The organism is Burkholderia sp. AU4i (genome assembly GCF_000466765.1).
Taxonomy (GTDB): Bacteria; Pseudomonadota; Gammaproteobacteria; order Burkholderiales; family Burkholderiaceae; genus Burkholderia; species Burkholderia cepacia.
Window position 1 is genome coordinate 1 of record NZ_ASSI01000071.1, and the last position, 16,805, is coordinate 16,805.

The following is a 16,805-nucleotide window of genomic DNA, read 5'->3' on the forward strand; positions in this document are numbered from 1 at the left end:
CAGCAGCGCGATCGCGCCGCGCTGCGCGTCGGACAGCGCGCGCCACGCGAGGCCCGAGGCCGCCTGCGCCGCGAGCGCGCCGGCCAGCACGAGCACGGCGTCGGTCGCTGCGATCGCGGCACGCCGCATCGCATTCGTTCCACCGAACCTCGGGTGCATCGTCACGCACCATGTGCGGGGAACCCGCGACGCTCGTCCGGCATGCGGGGCCGAACGGGTGTCGGCCTTGCCGTCCCGCGCGTGCCGAGCAACCTGCGATAGTCGGCGCGAATCAGGTCGTAGCATTCACACGCGTGATGTTCGAGGCCGTCGCGGTCGAGCACCGTGATGCGGCCGCGGCGCTGCCGGATCAGCCCGGATTCCTGCAGGTTGCCGGCCGCTTCCGTCACGCCTTCGCGCCGCACGCCGAGCATGTTCGCGATCGTCTGCTGCGTGACCGCCAGTTCGTCGCCGTCGATGCGGTCGTGCGCGAGCAGCAGCCAGCGGCTGAGCTGCTCGCTGACCGAGTGATGCCGGTTGCACAGCGCGCCGCGCGAGATCTGCGCCATCGCTGCCTGGCAGTAGCTGAGCAGCAGCCGGTAGGTCGCCGGCGACCGCTCGAATTCGGCGCGCATCACGCAGCTCGGCACACGATAGGCCATCCCGCCGATGCGGACCTCGACCCGGTGCGACGCCGCGGCACCACCGACCAGCGTCGCCAGACCGACCACTCCCTCGCGGCCGACCTGCGCCACCTCGACCATCGCACCGTCTTCCATCAGGTGCTGCACCGACATCATCGACGTCGTCGGGAAATGCACGTGGCGCATCGGTTCGCCGACCCGCTCGAGCATCCCGGCCTTGATCCTGACCAGTTCGAGATGCGGTGCGATGTTGCGGATGCTGTCCTCCGGGAGGGCATCGAGGATGGCATTCGCCGAGTAGCTCGAGTGAAGATGAAGCATGTCTGTATCCCTTTTATCGTCCGCGCCGCCTGCAGCCGCGGGCACGGAACTCGTTATCGCGATGCGCGCCCGGACGCCGGCAGTGGTTGCGGCCCACAACCCTGATTCCGACCGACCGTCGGCTTTGTTGCCGCCGGATCGAATCGGCCGTCCCGTTTCGACACGCCAGCCCGAATAAGCGATTTACGTGCCAAACCATGCCCATCCTTAATATATGAATCACGCCCGATTTAGATCGCCCGAATTACCGGCCCAAAACCAAAAAAAGCGTCTCATTTCCGGACACTCCTCCGGACGCCGGACACCGCGAGCGATTTGACTGATCATTTCCCCTGCATCGAACCGAGACAGACACGGCGCGGCTCCCAGGCTTGTCGCTCATATACTTACAGTCGATTTTCAATTGTTTCCGTGATGTGCCCGGCAGCACTTCGCCGCGGCACCATGCCTCGCACGGCTGTTTGAAACTGTCTCAAATTTGAATCGACACACTAAATTCCGGCTCTGTCATCTGACGCACACTTCTCCCGCATCGCATTGATTTTTATGGATATTTTTGCGCCACCCCTTTAATTGTCAAAGAATGTTCAATGTCCGACCGGGACTTTCTTCGCACGCAGCACGGCAGCGTTCGATTGATTCCCGTTCGACATCGAATGAATGCCGAACGTCCCATTCGATTTCCGGATGATTAATTCCGCTAAAACGAATCATTAAATCCGGATAACATTCCCGCCCGCCAAAAATCGTCAAACTTTGTGAAATGACGCAATGTGCAATTGATCGAATTCAATGGCGTGTTAGCCTTTTCGCGAGTATCGTCACTCCATTTCTGACGAACACAAGTCCGCACGATCGTGCGAATTCCCCATTTTCGGGGTATCGCCGAGACGACGCGCGACCGCCACCCTACGAGGATGCGCCGTGACTCACCAGGCCCCTGACACCGTCGCGTACGCGAACGGGATGATCGAGCTGTCCCACAGCTTCGATGCGAACCGGTTTCTCGCGGCCGTCGACCGCGACGATCTCGCGACATTCGTCCCCCACCTTCAACTCGTCCACCTGAAATCGGGGCAAGTGCTCTGCGAGCCCGGCGAAATGCTCGCCGCGGTCTACCTGCCCGTCACGACCGCGATTTCGCTGCAGTACGTGTCGTCCGGCGGCATGACGCTGGAAGTCGCGGAGATCGGCAGCGAGAGCGTCGCGTGCGACGACGTGATCGGCGGCAGCGGCCGGATGCCCTGCCGGGCCGTGGCCTGCCGCGACGGGTTCGTATACCGGCTCGACCGGCGCGTGTTCGCCGCCACGTTCGACGCGTCGCCGGTCATTCGCCATCTCGTGTTCGTCTGCGTGCGGCTGCTGATGGCGCAGGTCTCGCAGATCACGTTCTGCAGCCGTCATCACGTGCTCAAACATCAGTTATGCAGATGGTTCCTGCTCGCGTACGACCGGACCCGCAGCATCGAGATCCAGGTGACGCACAGCATGCTGGCGCAGATGCTCGGCGTGCGGCGCGAAACGGTCACCGATGCCGCCGGCGAGATCCAGAAGCTGGGCCTGATCCGGCAATACCGGAGTTCGATCGAGCTCGCCGACCTCGACGGTCTCGAGAAAATGTCGTGCGGCTGCCGCGCGATCGTGCGTGACGAGATGAAGCGCATCCTGTCGGCCGACTCGGGTGTGCCGGCCGCTTCGCGCGCCTGACCCGCCGGCCCCACCCGCCCGCGCGGCGCTTCGGCGCTGCGCTTCCTCGATAAGCAGGGTTAGCGGTTTGTAGGGTGGCGAACAGAACGCCGTGCCTGCCAATGGTCTACTGATGCCGGACTGCCGGGGGGACGTCAGCGCGTATGCCGCGTCTGCCCCGAGCGGACGACACCACGCACGCCGGAGCAGCACGTGAAAAACGAAATCAGAACCATCCTGAAGCACGTCGCCCACCTCGAAGCCGCGATCGATTCGATCGGCGACGGGGACGACCTCTACGAAGCGGGCCTCTCGTCGCTCGACACGATCCAGCTGATGCTCGCGATCGAGAAGCAATTCAACATCGAGATTCCCGACGAGATGCTGAACCGCAACCTGTTCCGCAGCATCGACGCGCTCGCGGACACGATCGCCACGCTGCAACGCACCGAGCACTCCGCATGAGCGCGCTGCTTCCCGAACTCGCGACCGACAGCGATGCGCATCGGCTCGACGAGGCCGCGCATGCCGTCGCACAGATCGCCGCGCAGCACGCGGACGCGGTCGACCGGGACGCGCGCTGCCCCGTCGAGGCGATCGAGGCGATGCGCGCGCGCCGCCTGCTCGGCGCAATGGTGCCGACCCATCTCGGCGGCGCTGGCGCGTCGCTGGCGGACATCGCGTCGGCCTGCTCGATTCTCGGCCAGGCCTGCGCGTCGTCGGCCATGGTGTTCGCGATGCACCAGATCCAGGTCGCCTGCATCGTCGACCACGCGGTCGACCAGGGCTGGCACAAGCTGTTCCTGCAGCAACTCGTGCGCCACCAGTGGCTGCTCGCATCGGCTACGTCGGAAAACGGCGTCGGCGGCAACCTGCGCGCGAGCCAGTGCGCGCTCGAAACCGACGGCGGCGAGTTCCGGCTGCGCAAATCCGCGCCGACGATCTCGTACGGCGACTATGCGGACGGCATCCTCGCGACCGCCCGACGCGATGCGGACGCCCCGGCTTCCGAGCAGGTGCTCGTCACGCTGCTGCGCGACGGCTACACGCTCACGCGCCGCGGCGAATGGGACACGCTCGGGATGCGCGGCACCTGCAGCAACGGTTTCGAGCTCGACGCGCAAGGCGCCGCCGTCCAGTGCCTGCCGGTGCCGTTCGCGAAGATCGCCGAGGAAACGATGGTGCCGGTGTCGCACATCCTGTGGGCCGCGGTCTGGATCGGCGTGGCCGGCGACGCGTTCCATCGCGCGCACCAGTTTTTCCGCGCACAGGCACGCCAGACCGACGGCGCACCGTCGCCCGCGTCGCGACGCATCGCCGAATCGCTCGCGCTGATGCAGGCGATGCAGGCCCGCGTCGACAACGTGCTGCGCCTCCATGCGAATGCGACCGCGCGCTCGTGGTCGGCCGGGATGGCCTGGGCCGCCGAGATCAACACGCTGAAGACCTACGTGTCGACGACCGCGCTGGAAGTCGCGCACCAGGCCATGATGATCTGCGGGATGGCCGGCTACAAGCAAGGCACGCCGTTCAGCATCGGCCGCCACATTCGCGACCTGCATGCGGCGCCGCTGATGATCAGCAACGACCGCATTGCCACCAACACCTCGAACCTGCTGCTCGCGCTGCGTCCTGCGACGCTGGAGAAACATACGTGAACGATCGCCTTGCCGTGCCCTCCGCCGCCTCTGCTCCCGCCGACGCACCGCTCGACCGCGCGGGCGTCAACCCGCTGCGCGACGAACTGATCGACGCGGGCCTGCTGGTCTCGACCGGCATCCAGGGCCTGTTCGGCCGCAGCGAACGGTTCGAGCGCGTCGTGGAAGCGCTCGACGCGTTCGTCACGCGCATCGGCGCCGACCAGCAGGCCGAAGTGCTGCGCTTCCCGCCGGCCATGAGCCGCATCGAGTTCGAGCGCAGCGAATACATGAAGAGCTTCCCGCAGCTCGCGGGCAGCGTGCACGCGTTCTGCGGCGACGAGCATCAGCACCAGCGCCTGTTGCAGTGTCTCGATCGCGGCGACGACTGGACCGAAAACCAGAAGCCGACCTACGTCGTGATGACGCCGGCCGCGTGCTACCCCGTCTACCCTGTCGTCGCACGCGCGGGCGCGCTGCCGGCCGACGGCCGGATCGTCGACGTATTCTCGTACTGCTTCCGCCACGAGCCGTCGCTCGATCCGACCCGCATGCAGCTGTTCCGGATGCGCGAATACGTGCGGATCGGCACGCCCGAGCAGATCGTCTCGTTCCGCGAGACCTGGATCGAGCGCGGCACGCGAATGATCGAGGCGCTGCGCCTGCCCAACGCGATCGACCTCGCGAACGACCCGTTCTTCGGGCGCGGCGGCAAGATCGTCGCGAACAGCCAGCGCGAGCAGAACCTGAAGTTCGAGCTGCTGATCCCGATCGAGCACGACGATCGCCAGACCGCCTGCCTGAGCTTCAATTACCACATGGACCATTTCGGGCTGCTGTGGAACATCCGCACCGCGACGGACGAGGTCGCGCACACGGGCTGCGTCGGCTTCGGCCTCGAACGGCTCACGCTCGCGCTGTTCCGCCACCACGGCTTCGACATCGATGCATGGCCGCGTGAAGTCCGCGACGTGCTGTGGGGCACGCGATGAGATTCGTGTCCCGCGACGGCGAAGACGCGTCGTTCGAGGATGTGCGCCACCGTGCGCGCCACTACCGGCCGCATCCGCTGCACAGCCAGGAGATGGTCTGGAAGCAGACCAACTGCTACGTCGACATGTGGCTCGAAGTGCTCCGGTGGTGGGGCTTCAATCCATACGCGGCGCTGCCGTTTACGATCGCGCTCGATTTCGAGGGCGACCAGTTCACGTTCTTCAAGTTTCCGCACGACGAACTGGAGCGGCTGTACGGCATCGTCGTGCAGGAGCACTCGATCTACGAACCGCTTGACCGGCACATCGAGACACAGGTCGCACGCGGTCACCTGATGATCGTCGAAGTCGACGCGTGGTTCCTGCCCGATACGCGCGGCAGCAGCTACCGCACGCAGCACACGAAGACGACGATCGGCGTCGATGCGATCGACCGCGCGAATCGCCAGATCGGCTACTTCCATAACAGCGGTTATTACGTGGCCGAGGATTTCGACTACGACGGGCTCGTCGGCGGCAGCTCGCCGATGACGCTGCCACCCTATGTCGAATGCGCGAAACGGCGGTTTGCACCGCTCGACGAGCGCACGCTGTGCGAGACGTCGCTCGCCGCGCTGCAGCGCCACCTGCGGCGCCTGCCGGTGGTCGACCCGATCGCCGCGTTCCGGCGGCAATTGCAGACCGACGCGCGGACGCTCGCCGATTCGTCGCTCGAGCGCTTTCATGCGTACTCGTTCAACTCGGTGCGGCAGCTCGGCGCGAACTTCGAGCTGTTCGGCCATTACGCGCGCTGGCTGCAGGCCAGCGGCTGCGTCGGGCCGTTCGCCGAGATCCGCGCCGCGTGCGACCGCATCGCGTCCGAGGCGATGGTGCTGGAATTCCGGCTCGCGCGCGCCTGTGCGCGCGGCAAGGAGGAACGCGGCGATTCGACGCTCGAAGCGATCGAGGCCGCCTATGCGGACGTGGTCGCATGCGCACGGCAGATCGCCTTGCCGCTGCGGCACATGACGCCCGTGCACAGCGACGCGGCGGCACCCGTGCCGGTCATGCGGTGACGCGCACGCGCGCCCAACCCGCGTGGTCGATGCTGGCGACGGCCGCGGGGGCCGCACGGGAACCGCGCGATCTCCCGGCCGCCGGCAACGGCTGGATTCCGGCGGCCGTGCCCGGTACCGTGGCCCAGTCGCTCGCGCTCGCCGGCCGGCTCGACGAAGCCGTATCGCTCGACGAGCGAGACCACTGGTACCGGATCGAACTGCGCGGACACGGGCCGCGCGTACTGCGCTTTCACGGCCTCGCGACGCTCGCGCAGGCGTGGCTCGACGACACGCCGATCCTCCGCTCCGACAGCATGTTCGTCGCGCACGACGTGCCCGTGTCGCTCGACGGGTCGCACCGGCTGACCCTCTGTTTCCGCGCGCTCGCCCCGCACCTGCGCGACGCGCGCGCGCCGCGCCGCGCGCGCTGGCGCACGCGCCTCGCGGAGCCGGCGGCCCTGCGCACGATCCGCACGTCGTTGTTCGGGCACATGCCGGGCTGGTTTCCGCCGCATGTGCCGACCGGCCCGTGGCGGCCCGTGGACGTGCTCGATCCGGCCGACGGGCCCGTGCTCGCCGATTGCAACCTGCACGCGCGCATCGAAGGCGACACCGGCTGGCTCGACGCGGACCTGACGTTCGCCGCGCCGCTGCCCGACGCGCTCGCGGCACGGCTGTCGTGCGGCCAGCACCACGCCACGCTCGAACGTGCGGGCCCCGATCGCCTGCGCGCAAGCGTCGCGGTGCCCAACGTGTGCCGCTGGTGGCCGCATACGCACGGCGAACCGGTGCTGTACGACATTGCGCTGCATATCGGCGACGAGCGTCGACCGCTCGGCGCAACGGGCTTCCGCACGATCGAGGTCGACCCCGGTGCCGACGGCAAGGGCTTCGGGCTGCGCGTCAACGGCGTGCCCGTGTTCGCGCGCGGCGCGTGCTGGAGCAGTGCCGCGCCGCTCGCGCTGCACGCGGACGACGCCACCTACGCCCGCCTGCTCGGGCTCGCGCGCGACGCCGGCTTCAACATGATCCGCGTCGGCGGCACGATGACCTACGAAGCCGACGCCTTTCATGCGTGGTGCGACCGCCTCGGGCTGCTGGTCTGGCAGGATTTCATGTTCGCGAACTTCGACTACGCGCTCGACGATCCCGCGTTCGCGGCCAACGTCGATCGCGAAGCCCGACAGTTCCTCTCGCGTCACGGCGCATCGCCGTCGCTTGCCGTCCTGTGCGGCGGCAGCGAGATCGCGCAGCAGGCCGCGATGTCCGGGCTCGGGCCGAAGCAGCGCTTCCTCGAGCTGACCGCCGACCGGCTGGCCGGCCATGCGGCCGCATGCCGGCCCGACATCCCGTACGTGCCCGATTCGCCCGACGGCGGCGTGCTGCCGTTCATGCCGCGCGAACGCGTGTCGCACTATTACGGTGTCGGTGCCTATCTGCGTCCGCTCGATGACGCGCGCCGCGCGGACGTGCGCTTCGCGAGCGAATGCCTCGCGTTCTCGAACGTGCCATGCGACGCGACGCTCGCCGAGCTCGGCTGGCCCGGCGTGCACGAACCGCGCTGGAAAGCCGCCGTGCCGCGCGACCCCGGCACGTCGTGGGATTTCGAGGACATTCGCGACCACTATCTGCAGACGCTGTACGACGTCGTGCCCGACCGGCTGCGGCGCGAGGATCCGGCGCGCTACTTCGAACTGTCGCGCGCGGTGGTCGCCGACCTGATGCGCGAGACGTTTTCCGAATGGCGGCGCACCGGCTCGCGCTGCGCCGGCGCGCTCATCTGGCAGTTCCAGGACGTGATGCCGGGCGCCGGCTGGGGGGTAATCGACGCCGCGCACCGGCCGAAATCGGCGTGGCACGCGCTGCGCCAGGTGCTGCAACCCGTACAGGTGCTGCTCGTCGACGAAGGCCTGAACGGGCTCGACGTGCATGTCGTCAACGAGCGCCCCGCGCCGCTGTCGGCGGCGCTCGAACTGGTCGCGCTGCGCGACGGCCGCACGGCGGTTGCACGGGCCGGCTGCCCGGTTCGGATCGCCGCGCACGACACCGTGCGGATCGGTTCGGCCGAGCTGCTCGGCCGCTTCTTCGACTGGACCTACGCGTACCGCTTCGGGCCCTGCGAACACGACACCGTCGTCGCGACCCTGCGCGGCGACGACGGCACCCTGCTGTCGCAGGCATTCCATTTCCCGTCCCGTACGCATCCGGCGGTGCTGGCGCGCCGCGAACTCGGGCTGGAGGCGTGTGTGTCGCGCACCGGCGACACTTGGCACGTCGACATCGATACACGGCACGTCGCACGCCATGTGCAGATCGATGCGCCGGGATTCGTGCCGCGCGACGACTGGTTCCATCTCGCGCCCGGCACGCCGGCGCGCGTGGTGCTCGTTCCGCTTGGAACAGCCGGGAAGAATGGGGCCGCGGACGAACCGCCGGCCGTGGAAATCCGCGCCGTGAACGCCGCGCGCGCGATGCGCGCCATGCAGGCCGGTTGACGCGGCGCTCGCGGCTGCGCACGCCGCGAGCGCCCCGGTCGAATCTCAGTCGGACGAGCCCGTCCCGCGCGGACGCTCGATCCCGTATGCCTCCATCCAGCGGTACAGCGTCGCGCGCGACACCCCGAGCTCGCGCGCCGAAGCCGCGACGCGCCCGCGCGTGCGCAGCAGCGCCGTTTCGATCGCCTCGCGCTCGATCGACTTGCGGATGTCGGCCACCGACGGCGACGCCGCATCGAGACAGTATTCGAGCTCGAGATCCTGCGCGGTGATCAGGCGGCCTTCCGTCATCACGACCGCGCGGCGCACGCGGTTGATCAGTTCGCGAACGTTGCCGGGCCAGTCGTGCTTGTACAGCGCCGTGATCGCATCCGTCGAGAAGCCGCGTACACGATGGCGCGCGTCGCCGCGGAAGCGTTCGAGCATGTGATGCGCGAGCAGCTCGATGTCCTTGCCGCGCGCGCGCAGCGGCGGCTGGTCGATGCGCATCACGCACAGCCGGTGGAACAGGTCGGCCCGGAAGCGCCCCTCCGCCATCGCGTCGCGCAGGTCGACGTGCGTCGCCGACACGATCCGGACATCGACCGGCACCGGATCGCTGCCGCCAAGGCGATGGATTGCACGCTCCTGCAGAAAACGCAGCAAGCTTGCCTGGCTCTCGTGCGGCAGGTCGCCGATCTCGTCGAGCAGCAGCGTGCCGCCGTTCGCCGCTTCGACATAACCGATCTTGCGCGCGTTCGCGCCGGTAAACGCGCCGCGTTCGTAGCCGAACAGCTCGGATTGCAGCAGATGGGGCGGAATGGCGCCGCAGTTGACCGCGACGAACGGGCCGTTGCGGCGCTCCGAATGGCGATGGATCGCGACGGCCGTCAACTCCTTGCCGGTTCCCGTTTCGCCGAACACGAACACCGGTGCGTCCGTGCGCGCGAAGCGCCGCACCGTATCGAACAGCCGCAGCATCGCGCTGCAGGTGCCGACGATGCCTTTCTCTTCGGATTCGAGCCGTTCGCGGTCGCGCGCGAACAGGCATTCCATGCCGTACGCATGGCCGACCGTATCGGCGATCCGCTGGTGCGACGCCGGCAACGTGACGTAATCGAAGCAATAGTCGCGCAACAGCGCGCGCACGTTCGGCGACGCCGTCTGGCCGACGTCGACGAGCGCGACCCAGACGACGTCGCGCATCGACGCGCAGGTCGACGCAATGCTGCCGATCGCGTCGGCGTGGCCGCCGCTCAGGTCGAGGATGCCGCAGGTGATCTCGCCGGATGTGTCGCGCAGCTCGCTCGCCTGCGCGACGATCGACACTTTCCAGTCGCGTCGCGACAGTTCCTTTCGCAGCATGACGGACGGCGACTGCGTCCAGTAAATCAGCGGACGCTGCCCGTTACCACTCCCCGCGCCGGCGCTCTTATCGCGCGTTATTGGCATATTCATAACGAACCATCACTTTCTCCACTCCGCGAACCGTTCGCGTGCGCTGCGGCCGGCGGCGCATGGCCGCCTTTCCGCGCTGCGTTTCCGCAGCTTTGGCGAAGATCGAAACTGCACACGGCGAGAACCCCCGGAGGTCGAGCCGGATGTCATCCGGCCTCGTTGTCATCCAACTCGAAGGGAACGCGCGGCTGCGGGAGCCACGACGTTCCCGCTTTGAAGCGACCCGCCGTCAAGGCGGAGCGCGTCGGCAGACGGGAATGCCGCCGGCATGTGCGTCACGTCGTACACGACAGTGGCGCCCGATGCCGAACCGGATGGCCGCCAACCCGCTTCCGGAATGACCGCCGCATTTCATCCGCATCTGAATTTACACCCCGTTTCGAGATGGTCGTGTTACCAAAAGATAATCCTGAATCAACCGGTTACGCGACCTGTCGCACCGCACCGCGCGTGTTTGTTCACTGAGATTTGATTATCTACGAGCATTCCAGTCAATCAGTGGCAAATACTACTTTTCCGCAAGATGGGGGCGGTCGATTGCATGTGATATCCATCGAAATCCCCCTGAAAGGTCGCCACCGCATTTCATTTTCCACATAATCGGGCCCACCGCCGGCAGGCCGCATCGTATCGCGACCGCATCCGGCCTGCTCGTCCCGCACTTGTCCTGCTCTTGTCCCGCACTTGTCACGCACTTGTCCGTTACATGCCGTAATCAACCAGGCCGCGTCGTGCATCCCGTTCCGCGGTGCCGGCACACGGCGAAACGCCCGCCGCGCACGCCGGTCGTCCTCCGGCGAATCGTCGCGGCCAGACGCGATGCCGATCGTGCCGACCGCCGCCCCCCCCCCCGCAGTGCAGCATGGCGACGCCCGGTCGCGTCACGCCCGTGTCCTGCGATCCGTCTGTAAGGATGCGGGCCGCCCGTTGTCGTAATCGGCCACGCCAGACCGCCTGATCGCCGGCCGAGGCACCGACGCATCGCCGCGGTGGCGCGTGCGTGCAGACAATGGCGTGGGGATGAGGGACGCGTGTGCCGCGCGGGCGCGCACGACCCGGAAGGAATTCGACGAGGCTCGACACGGTCCGCCCATGCGATGCAGGCGACCGCGTGCGCGAGCGTGTGCCCGGCACCGCCATGCACGATCGCCCCGTCGCGAATGCTCGAAATCTTCAAGTCCTGCCCCGGTTCTTTATTGACGTTCGATGTTGGCTGGCCGCGCATCGAGGCGGGCCACGACGATGGGTCAATTATGGAAAAGCACGGGCCGCCGCGGTGTGTGCTACCGCACTTTTCGGCGCTCGCGCGGCAGGCCGAGCTATGCGTGCCGCGCCGGCCGCGCGAATCCGGAGCGAGAGTGCGCTTTCGAACAGACCGGCGCACGGCGCACCCGGATGATGAGAATCGCCGCACCGCACGGAACGATCGCGTCCGCGCGGCACGGCGTGCCGAAGGCATCACGCGAGGACAGCATCATGGAATGGCATTGTTGTGAATTCGAACATCTGGGCGCCGTCGATCTCTACGCAATCCTGCGCGCGCGCAACGCCGTGCTGGTGGTCGAGGACGCGCACACTCATCTCGACATCGACGGCAAGGACGCCGGTGCGCTGCATGTCTATGCGACCGTACGCGACGGCGACACGATGGAAGTCGCGGCCTACGCACGCATCCTGCCCGGCGACGACATCGACCCGGACGCCGTGATCGACAAGGTGCTGACGAGCGAGCGGCGACGCGACGACGCGACGCTCGAGCAGCTGATCGGGCGCGCCCTCACCGCCGCGCAGGCGGCGTGGCCCGACGCCGCGGTGCGCACGCACGTCCCGGCACCGCGCCAGGCGTTCTACAAGCGTTTCGGATTCCGCAAGGCCTACGGCCCGTATCTCGAACAGGGTGCGCCGTTCGTCGGCCTGGTGCGGCCCAGCGACCGCGCGGCAGGCGCGCTGCGCGGCCTGCTGCAGCGGGTCGTTTCGGCACACCGGTCGCGCGACGACGACGCACGTGCCGACAGCCGTACACACAACCGGCTGCCCGCCGACACCGGAGCCAATCGATGACCCGCACCCTTCGCCCGGTTCCCGATCCCGACCTGCCGCGCATCCTGCCGGTGATTCTCGCCGGCGGCTCCGGCACCCGGCTGTGGCCGCTGTCCCGCGAGCAGTATCCGAAGCAGTTGATCGAGCTGATTTCGAACGAATCGCCGCTGTCGGCGACGGCGCGCCGCCTGAACGGCATCGCGAACGCGTCGCTCGGCGACACGTTGCTGCTGGTCTGCGGCGAACAGCATCGCATCATGAGTGCCGCGCAGGTGGTCGGTCGCGCGGCGCCGGCCCGCATCCTGCTCGAACCGGCCGCGCGCAACACCGCGCCCGCGCTGACGCTTGCGGCGCTCGACGCGAGCCAGCTCGCGGACGATCCCGTGCTCGCGGTGATGCCGGCCGATCACGTGATCACCGACGTCGGCGCGTTCCAGGACGCGATCGCGCGCGCGGCGCGCTACGCGCAGGAAGGGGCGATCGTCACGCTCGGCGTGCTGCCCCGACGCGCGGAGACGGGCTACGGCTACATCCAGGTCGGCGAGCCGCGCACGGGCCGCCACGGTGGCCAGGGCGGCTACGCGATCGGGCGCTTCGTCGAAAAACCCGACGCGACGCTGGCCGAACGCTACCTGCAATCCGGCGATTACTGGTGGAACAGCGGGATTTACGTGACGCGTGCATCGGTCTGGCTGAAGGCGATCGGCGCACTCGCACCGGACATCCATGCGGCCTGCGAAACCGCGTGGCGCGCGGGCATCCCCGAGGACCCGTTCTTCCGGATCGATGCGGCGGCCTTCGACACGTGCCCGTCGGACTCGATCGACTACGCGGTGATGGAACGGCTCGCGGAGCACGGCGAACTCGGCATCGAAGGCATCGTGGTGCCGCTCGCGGCCGGTTGGTCGGATGTCGGTACCTGGGATGCGATCTGGGAAATCATGCCGAAGGACGATCACGGCAACGTCGCGCGCGGCCCGATCGTGTTCGAGGACACGCAGGACAGCCTCGTGCGTTCGGAGGGCCGCCTGATCGCGTGCGTCGGGATGAAGGACGTCGTCGTGATCGAGACGCCCGATGCCGTGCTGGTCGCGAACAAGCATGACGTGCAGCGCGTGAAGAACATCGTCGAGCGCCTGAAGACCGACCGGCGCCCGCAGGCGCGCGAGCACCGCAAGGTGCAGCGGCCGTGGGGGCATTACGATTCGATCGATCTCGGCCAGCGCTTCCAGGTGAAGCGGATCGTCGTCGAGCCTGGCAAGCGGCTGTCGCTGCAGATGCACTATCACCGTGCCGAGCACTGGATCGTCGTGCGCGGCACCGCGAAGGTGACGCGTGGCAGCGAGACGTTCCTGCTGTGCGAGAACGAGTCGACGTACATCGCGGTCGGCGAAGTGCATCGCCTCGAGAATCCGGGCCGGATTCCACTCGAAATCATCGAAGTGCAATCGGGCGATTATCTCGGCGAGGACGATATCGTTCGGTTCGACGATCAGTATGGGCGGGCGGTCGAGGCACGGGCGGCGCAATCGGCCCCGGTTGCGTCACAGAAAACGCACGTTCCGACGGCTGCACCGGACGTCGCTTGACAAGCATGTGTCGACCACGCCACCGCGTGCGTAGAAAACCGATGCGCGGCCACTCACGCTTCGCTCGCCCAATGTAAGGCATCGCACCCAGCACGTCGTGCGTGCGTAGCACAATGCTTCAGACACGTGGCGTTTCGCGCTCTCGCCATGTCGGCACTCGATCGACCGGATCGAGCCCGCGGCAAAGTCGACATATCGCGTGCCTGAGCGACGCGGAACGGATAAGGAAAGACCGGTTCCATTACATCCCGTCACTTAGTTATACATATCTTTTTGATGTATTCCATCAACCGAATTGAATGCCGTCGACGTGGCGGCCCGTCAGATATTCGATTTTGCGGTCGACTGCGCAGTATCCGGTCGAACAGGCAGGCCAGAAGATGACCACCCAAAGAATCGTTCATATTGTCGAAGCGTTTGGCGGGGGCGTGCTTTCGATGCTCGTCCATCTCGCCAATCACGCAGCGGCAACGGGTGTCGATGTGACCGTTTTGCATTCCATTCGTCCCGAAACGCCGGCCGATTTCCAGACGCTCTTCCGGCCCGACGTCAAACTCGTCCACGTCGGCATGGCTCGCGAAGTCAGTGTCAGGAACGACCTGATCGGTTTGCGCGCGCTGGTCCAATGCCTGCGCGAATGCCGTCCGACGGTGATCCATCTTCATTCGTCGAAGGCCGGTGTACTGGGGCGGGCCGCGGCAAGAATTGCCGCGCCTGCCGCAAAGGTGCTTTATTCCCCGCATGGTCTCTCGTTTTTGCGCTGCGATGTTTCCCGCGCGAAACAGTTCGCCTACCTGAGTTTCGAGCGAGCGGCAGCCCTCCTCGGCGGAACCATTGTCGCCTGCTCGGACAGCGAGCTCAGGGAGGTCAAGGGAAGAATTCGGGCGAAATCGGCAGTGCTGGTGGAGAACGGCGTCAACGTCGCCGAGATTCCTTCGCGCCGTGCGCGTGACGATCGCAAGATTGCGATCGGAATGAGCGGTCGCGCGTCGTTCCAGAAAAATCATCAAGCCTTCGTGCAACTGGCATCCGAACTGCACGACTCCGACGTCGAGTTTCTCTGGATTGGCGGTGACGCAGGCGAAATTCCGGATCCCCGTGACAGTCGGGCAATCGTCTGCAGCGGCTGGGTGACGCGTTCGCGCGCACTCGAGCTGACGTCCGGGCTGGACATCTACGTCCAGACCTCCCGATGGGAAGGCATGCCGGTGGCGCTGATCGAGGCCCAGGTGGCCGGCCTGCCCGCCGTGGTGACGGACGTCGTCGGCAACCGCGACGTGGTCATTCACGGTGTAACCGGATACGTCGCGTCAAGTGTCGACGAGATGGTGCGGTATGTCGCCCTGCTCCGCGACGACCGGCAGCTCCGGGAACAAATGGGGGAATCGGCCCGAAAGTTCGCGCTCCATCGGTTCTCGATGAATTCCATCTTCAGGCAGTGGCATTCCCTTTACGGGTTGAATGTGCACCCGCGTCGCGCTGATACCCGGTATTTCGAGCATGCCGCGCCGGAGCACGTCAAGGCTTGACGGTTTGCAGACGTCGGGAACCGTGCGCGTCGGCCCCGACAGCAATGCACTCGTCATATTGCTCGCTCGGCCTTCAGCAATCGAACCGATGCGCGCCATGAACGCGATACCGACGCCGCTGTTCAGCATGATGCGCACGCGCCCGGCTGCGCCTCGATTTCACCGGATTTGACATGAGCAACCCCAAAGAACCCAGGAAACCCCGGAAACTCGTCTACAACGGTCGTTTCGCCACTCAGAAAACGACAGGGGTACAACGCGTCGCGCGCGAGTTGATCGCTGCACTTGTCCGGACGCAGCCGCAAGATTCCGTCACGCTCCTGGTTCCCCCGCATACCGACACCGTGGTGAGCGGCACGAAGACGGTCAAGGTCGGTTTCGCCAAGGGCGTGATCTGGGAACAACTGGTCCTTCCGCTTTTTGCACGCCGCGACCGCATCGTCAACCTGAGCAATTCCGGTTCCATTTTCCTTGGCAACCAGATCATCTATATGCACGATGCCGCGGTGTTCGACACCCCCGCGCACTTCTCCCGCCCATTCCGGGCATGGTATCGGATCATGTTCTGGATTTTGGCGCGCACTTCCGTTTGCGTATTGACCAACTCCAGCTTCTCGCGCGATCGCCTGGCGCACCACTGTGGTGTTTCAACCGACAAGATCAGCGTCGTGCCACTGGGTGCAGACCATCTCGACGCACTGAAACCCGACCCGAGCGTATTGAACGAGCACGCGCTCACGCCGGGCCGGTTCGTGTTGGCGGTCAGCAGCATGAACCCCACCAAGAACTTCCGACGGCTGATCGAGGCGTTTCGTCAAATCGACGACCCATCGGTGGATCTCGTCATCGTCGGCATGCGCAATGCCGCCGTGTTCGGCACGCAGGACGATATCTCCGCGCCCGAACCGAACATCAAGTACGCCGGGTACATCAGCGACGAAAAGCTGAAGGCGCTGTATCAGCATGCGGCCTGCTTCCTTTATCCGTCGATCTACGAGGGGTTCGGCATACCGCCCCTCGAGGCGATGCGATACGGTTGCCCGACCCTGGTGGGACGATCGGCGGCATTGCCTGAAGTCTGCGCCGATGCCGCACTCTATTGCGACCCCTACTCGTCGAACGACATTGCGGAAAAACTGCGCAATCTGCTCGACTCCGCCGAACTCCGGGAGGATCTGAAACACCGGGGATCCATTCACGCCAGGCAATACAGCTGGAGCAAGAGCGCCGAAATCATGACCCGGATATTCGACAGACTTTAAGGCAGCCGACGCGCATCGTCGAGCGCACGCGAACGGACTGGCGCCGGCGCGAGTCGAGCCGGATCAAATCCGCATCGCTTCGACGTTCATGGCGAACAAGCGCCCGCCGCAAGCCCGCAAGCACTCGTCCACGTGGGCCAACGCCCCTACGATGCCG

General features: G+C 66.3%; 12 protein-coding genes. 10 read left to right on the forward strand and 2 right to left on the reverse strand.

Going from position 1 to position 16,805, the window contains the following annotated elements; all coding sequences use genetic code 11:
• Positions 1-161 precede the first annotated feature (161 nt).
• A complete protein-coding gene (locus L810_RS16745; protein ID WP_021159458.1) occupies positions 162-944 on the reverse strand; it encodes a Crp/Fnr family transcriptional regulator in 783 nt (260 codons plus the stop codon).
• A gap of 924 nt (positions 945-1,868) precedes the next feature.
• Between L810_RS16745 and L810_RS16750 the strand changes: the two genes are divergently transcribed.
• From L810_RS16750 to L810_RS16775, 6 genes are all read left to right on the forward strand, one after another.
• Complete coding sequence (locus tag L810_RS16750; protein WP_021159459.1) at positions 1,869-2,651, forward strand: Crp/Fnr family transcriptional regulator; 783 nt, start codon at positions 1,869-1,871, stop codon at positions 2,649-2,651.
• A gap of 192 nt (positions 2,652-2,843) precedes the next feature.
• Positions 2,844-3,095 carry an acyl carrier protein gene (locus L810_RS16755; protein ID WP_006490451.1) on the forward strand — a complete coding sequence of 84 codons (252 nt, stop codon included), beginning with the start codon at positions 2,844-2,846 and terminating at the stop codon, positions 3,093-3,095.
• On the forward strand, positions 3,092-4,288 hold the full coding sequence (locus tag L810_RS16760) for an acyl-CoA dehydrogenase family protein (protein WP_021159460.1): 1,197 nt from the start codon (positions 3,092-3,094) through the stop codon (positions 4,286-4,288). Before L810_RS16755 ends, L810_RS16760 begins: the two co-directional genes overlap by 4 nt.
• Positions 4,285-5,259 carry an amino acid--[acyl-carrier-protein] ligase gene (locus L810_RS16765; protein WP_021159461.1) on the forward strand — a complete coding sequence of 325 codons (975 nt, stop codon included), beginning with the start codon at positions 4,285-4,287 and terminating at the stop codon, positions 5,257-5,259. Before L810_RS16760 ends, L810_RS16765 begins: the two co-directional genes overlap by 4 nt.
• On the forward strand, positions 5,256-6,314 hold the full coding sequence (locus L810_RS16770) for a DUF1839 family protein (RefSeq protein WP_042975054.1): 1,059 nt from the start codon (positions 5,256-5,258) through the stop codon (positions 6,312-6,314). The genes L810_RS16765 and L810_RS16770 overlap by 4 nt, the downstream gene beginning before the upstream one ends.
• Positions 6,311-8,791, forward strand: a complete 2,481-nt coding sequence (locus L810_RS16775; RefSeq protein WP_042975031.1) for a glycoside hydrolase family 2 protein — start codon at positions 6,311-6,313, stop codon at positions 8,789-8,791. Before L810_RS16770 ends, L810_RS16775 begins: the two co-directional genes overlap by 4 nt.
• Positions 8,792-8,836: 45 nt before the next feature.
• Here L810_RS16775 and L810_RS16780 read toward each other — a convergent pair whose 3' ends face one another.
• Positions 8,837-10,228: a sigma-54 dependent transcriptional regulator gene (locus tag L810_RS16780; protein WP_042975033.1), complete on the reverse strand. Its 1,392-nt coding sequence runs from the start codon at positions 10,226-10,228 to the stop codon at positions 8,837-8,839.
• 1,476 nt (positions 10,229-11,704) lie between these two features.
• On the opposite strand from L810_RS16780, the gene L810_RS16785 reads away from it, so the two are divergent.
• The 4 genes from L810_RS16785 to L810_RS16800 all read left to right on the forward strand — a co-directional run bounded on the left by L810_RS16785 (position 11,705) and on the right by L810_RS16800 (position 16,648).
• Positions 11,705-12,289 (forward strand): GNAT family N-acetyltransferase, encoded by a 585-nt coding sequence (locus L810_RS16785; RefSeq protein WP_021159466.1) that lies wholly within the window; start codon positions 11,705-11,707, stop codon positions 12,287-12,289.
• The gene (locus tag L810_RS16790; RefSeq protein WP_021159467.1) at positions 12,286-13,857 is read left to right on the forward strand and encodes a mannose-1-phosphate guanylyltransferase/mannose-6-phosphate isomerase; all 1,572 of its coding nucleotides are present in this window, start codon (positions 12,286-12,288) and stop codon (positions 13,855-13,857) included. The genes L810_RS16785 and L810_RS16790 overlap by 4 nt, the downstream gene beginning before the upstream one ends.
• A gap of 380 nt (positions 13,858-14,237) precedes the next feature.
• Positions 14,238-15,386, forward strand: coding sequence for a glycosyltransferase (locus tag L810_RS16795; protein ID WP_042975056.1), 1,149 nt, complete (start codon positions 14,238-14,240; stop codon positions 15,384-15,386).
• A gap of 173 nt (positions 15,387-15,559) precedes the next feature.
• On the forward strand, positions 15,560-16,648 hold the full coding sequence (locus tag L810_RS16800; protein ID WP_021159470.1) for a glycosyltransferase family 4 protein: 1,089 nt from the start codon (positions 15,560-15,562) through the stop codon (positions 16,646-16,648).
• Positions 16,649-16,805 lie beyond the last annotated feature (157 nt).

What these genes read in the sequence shown, in the direction of transcription:
- L810_RS16760 (WP_021159460.1), top strand. Translation starts at nt 3,092, where the DNA reads ATGAGCGCGCTGCTTCCCGAACTCGCGACCGACAGCGATGCGCATCGG.
- L810_RS16790 (WP_021159467.1), top strand. Translation starts at nt 12,286, where the DNA reads ATGACCCGCACCCTTCGCCCGGTTCCCGATCCCGACCTGCCGCGCATC.
- L810_RS16795 (WP_042975056.1), top strand. Translation starts at nt 14,238, where the DNA reads ATGACCACCCAAAGAATCGTTCATATTGTCGAAGCGTTTGGCGGGGGC.
- L810_RS16800 (WP_021159470.1), top strand. Translation starts at nt 15,560, where the DNA reads ATGAGCAACCCCAAAGAACCCAGGAAACCCCGGAAACTCGTCTACAAC.
- L810_RS16780 (WP_042975033.1), bottom strand. Translation starts at nt 10,228, where the DNA reads ATGAATATGCCAATAACGCGCGATAAGAGCGCCGGCGCGGGGAGTGGT.
- L810_RS16785 (WP_021159466.1), top strand. Translation starts at nt 11,705, where the DNA reads ATGGAATGGCATTGTTGTGAATTCGAACATCTGGGCGCCGTCGATCTC.
- L810_RS16770 (WP_042975054.1), top strand. Translation starts at nt 5,256, where the DNA reads ATGAGATTCGTGTCCCGCGACGGCGAAGACGCGTCGTTCGAGGATGTG.
- L810_RS16745 (WP_021159458.1), bottom strand. Translation starts at nt 944, where the DNA reads ATGCTTCATCTTCACTCGAGCTACTCGGCGAATGCCATCCTCGATGCC.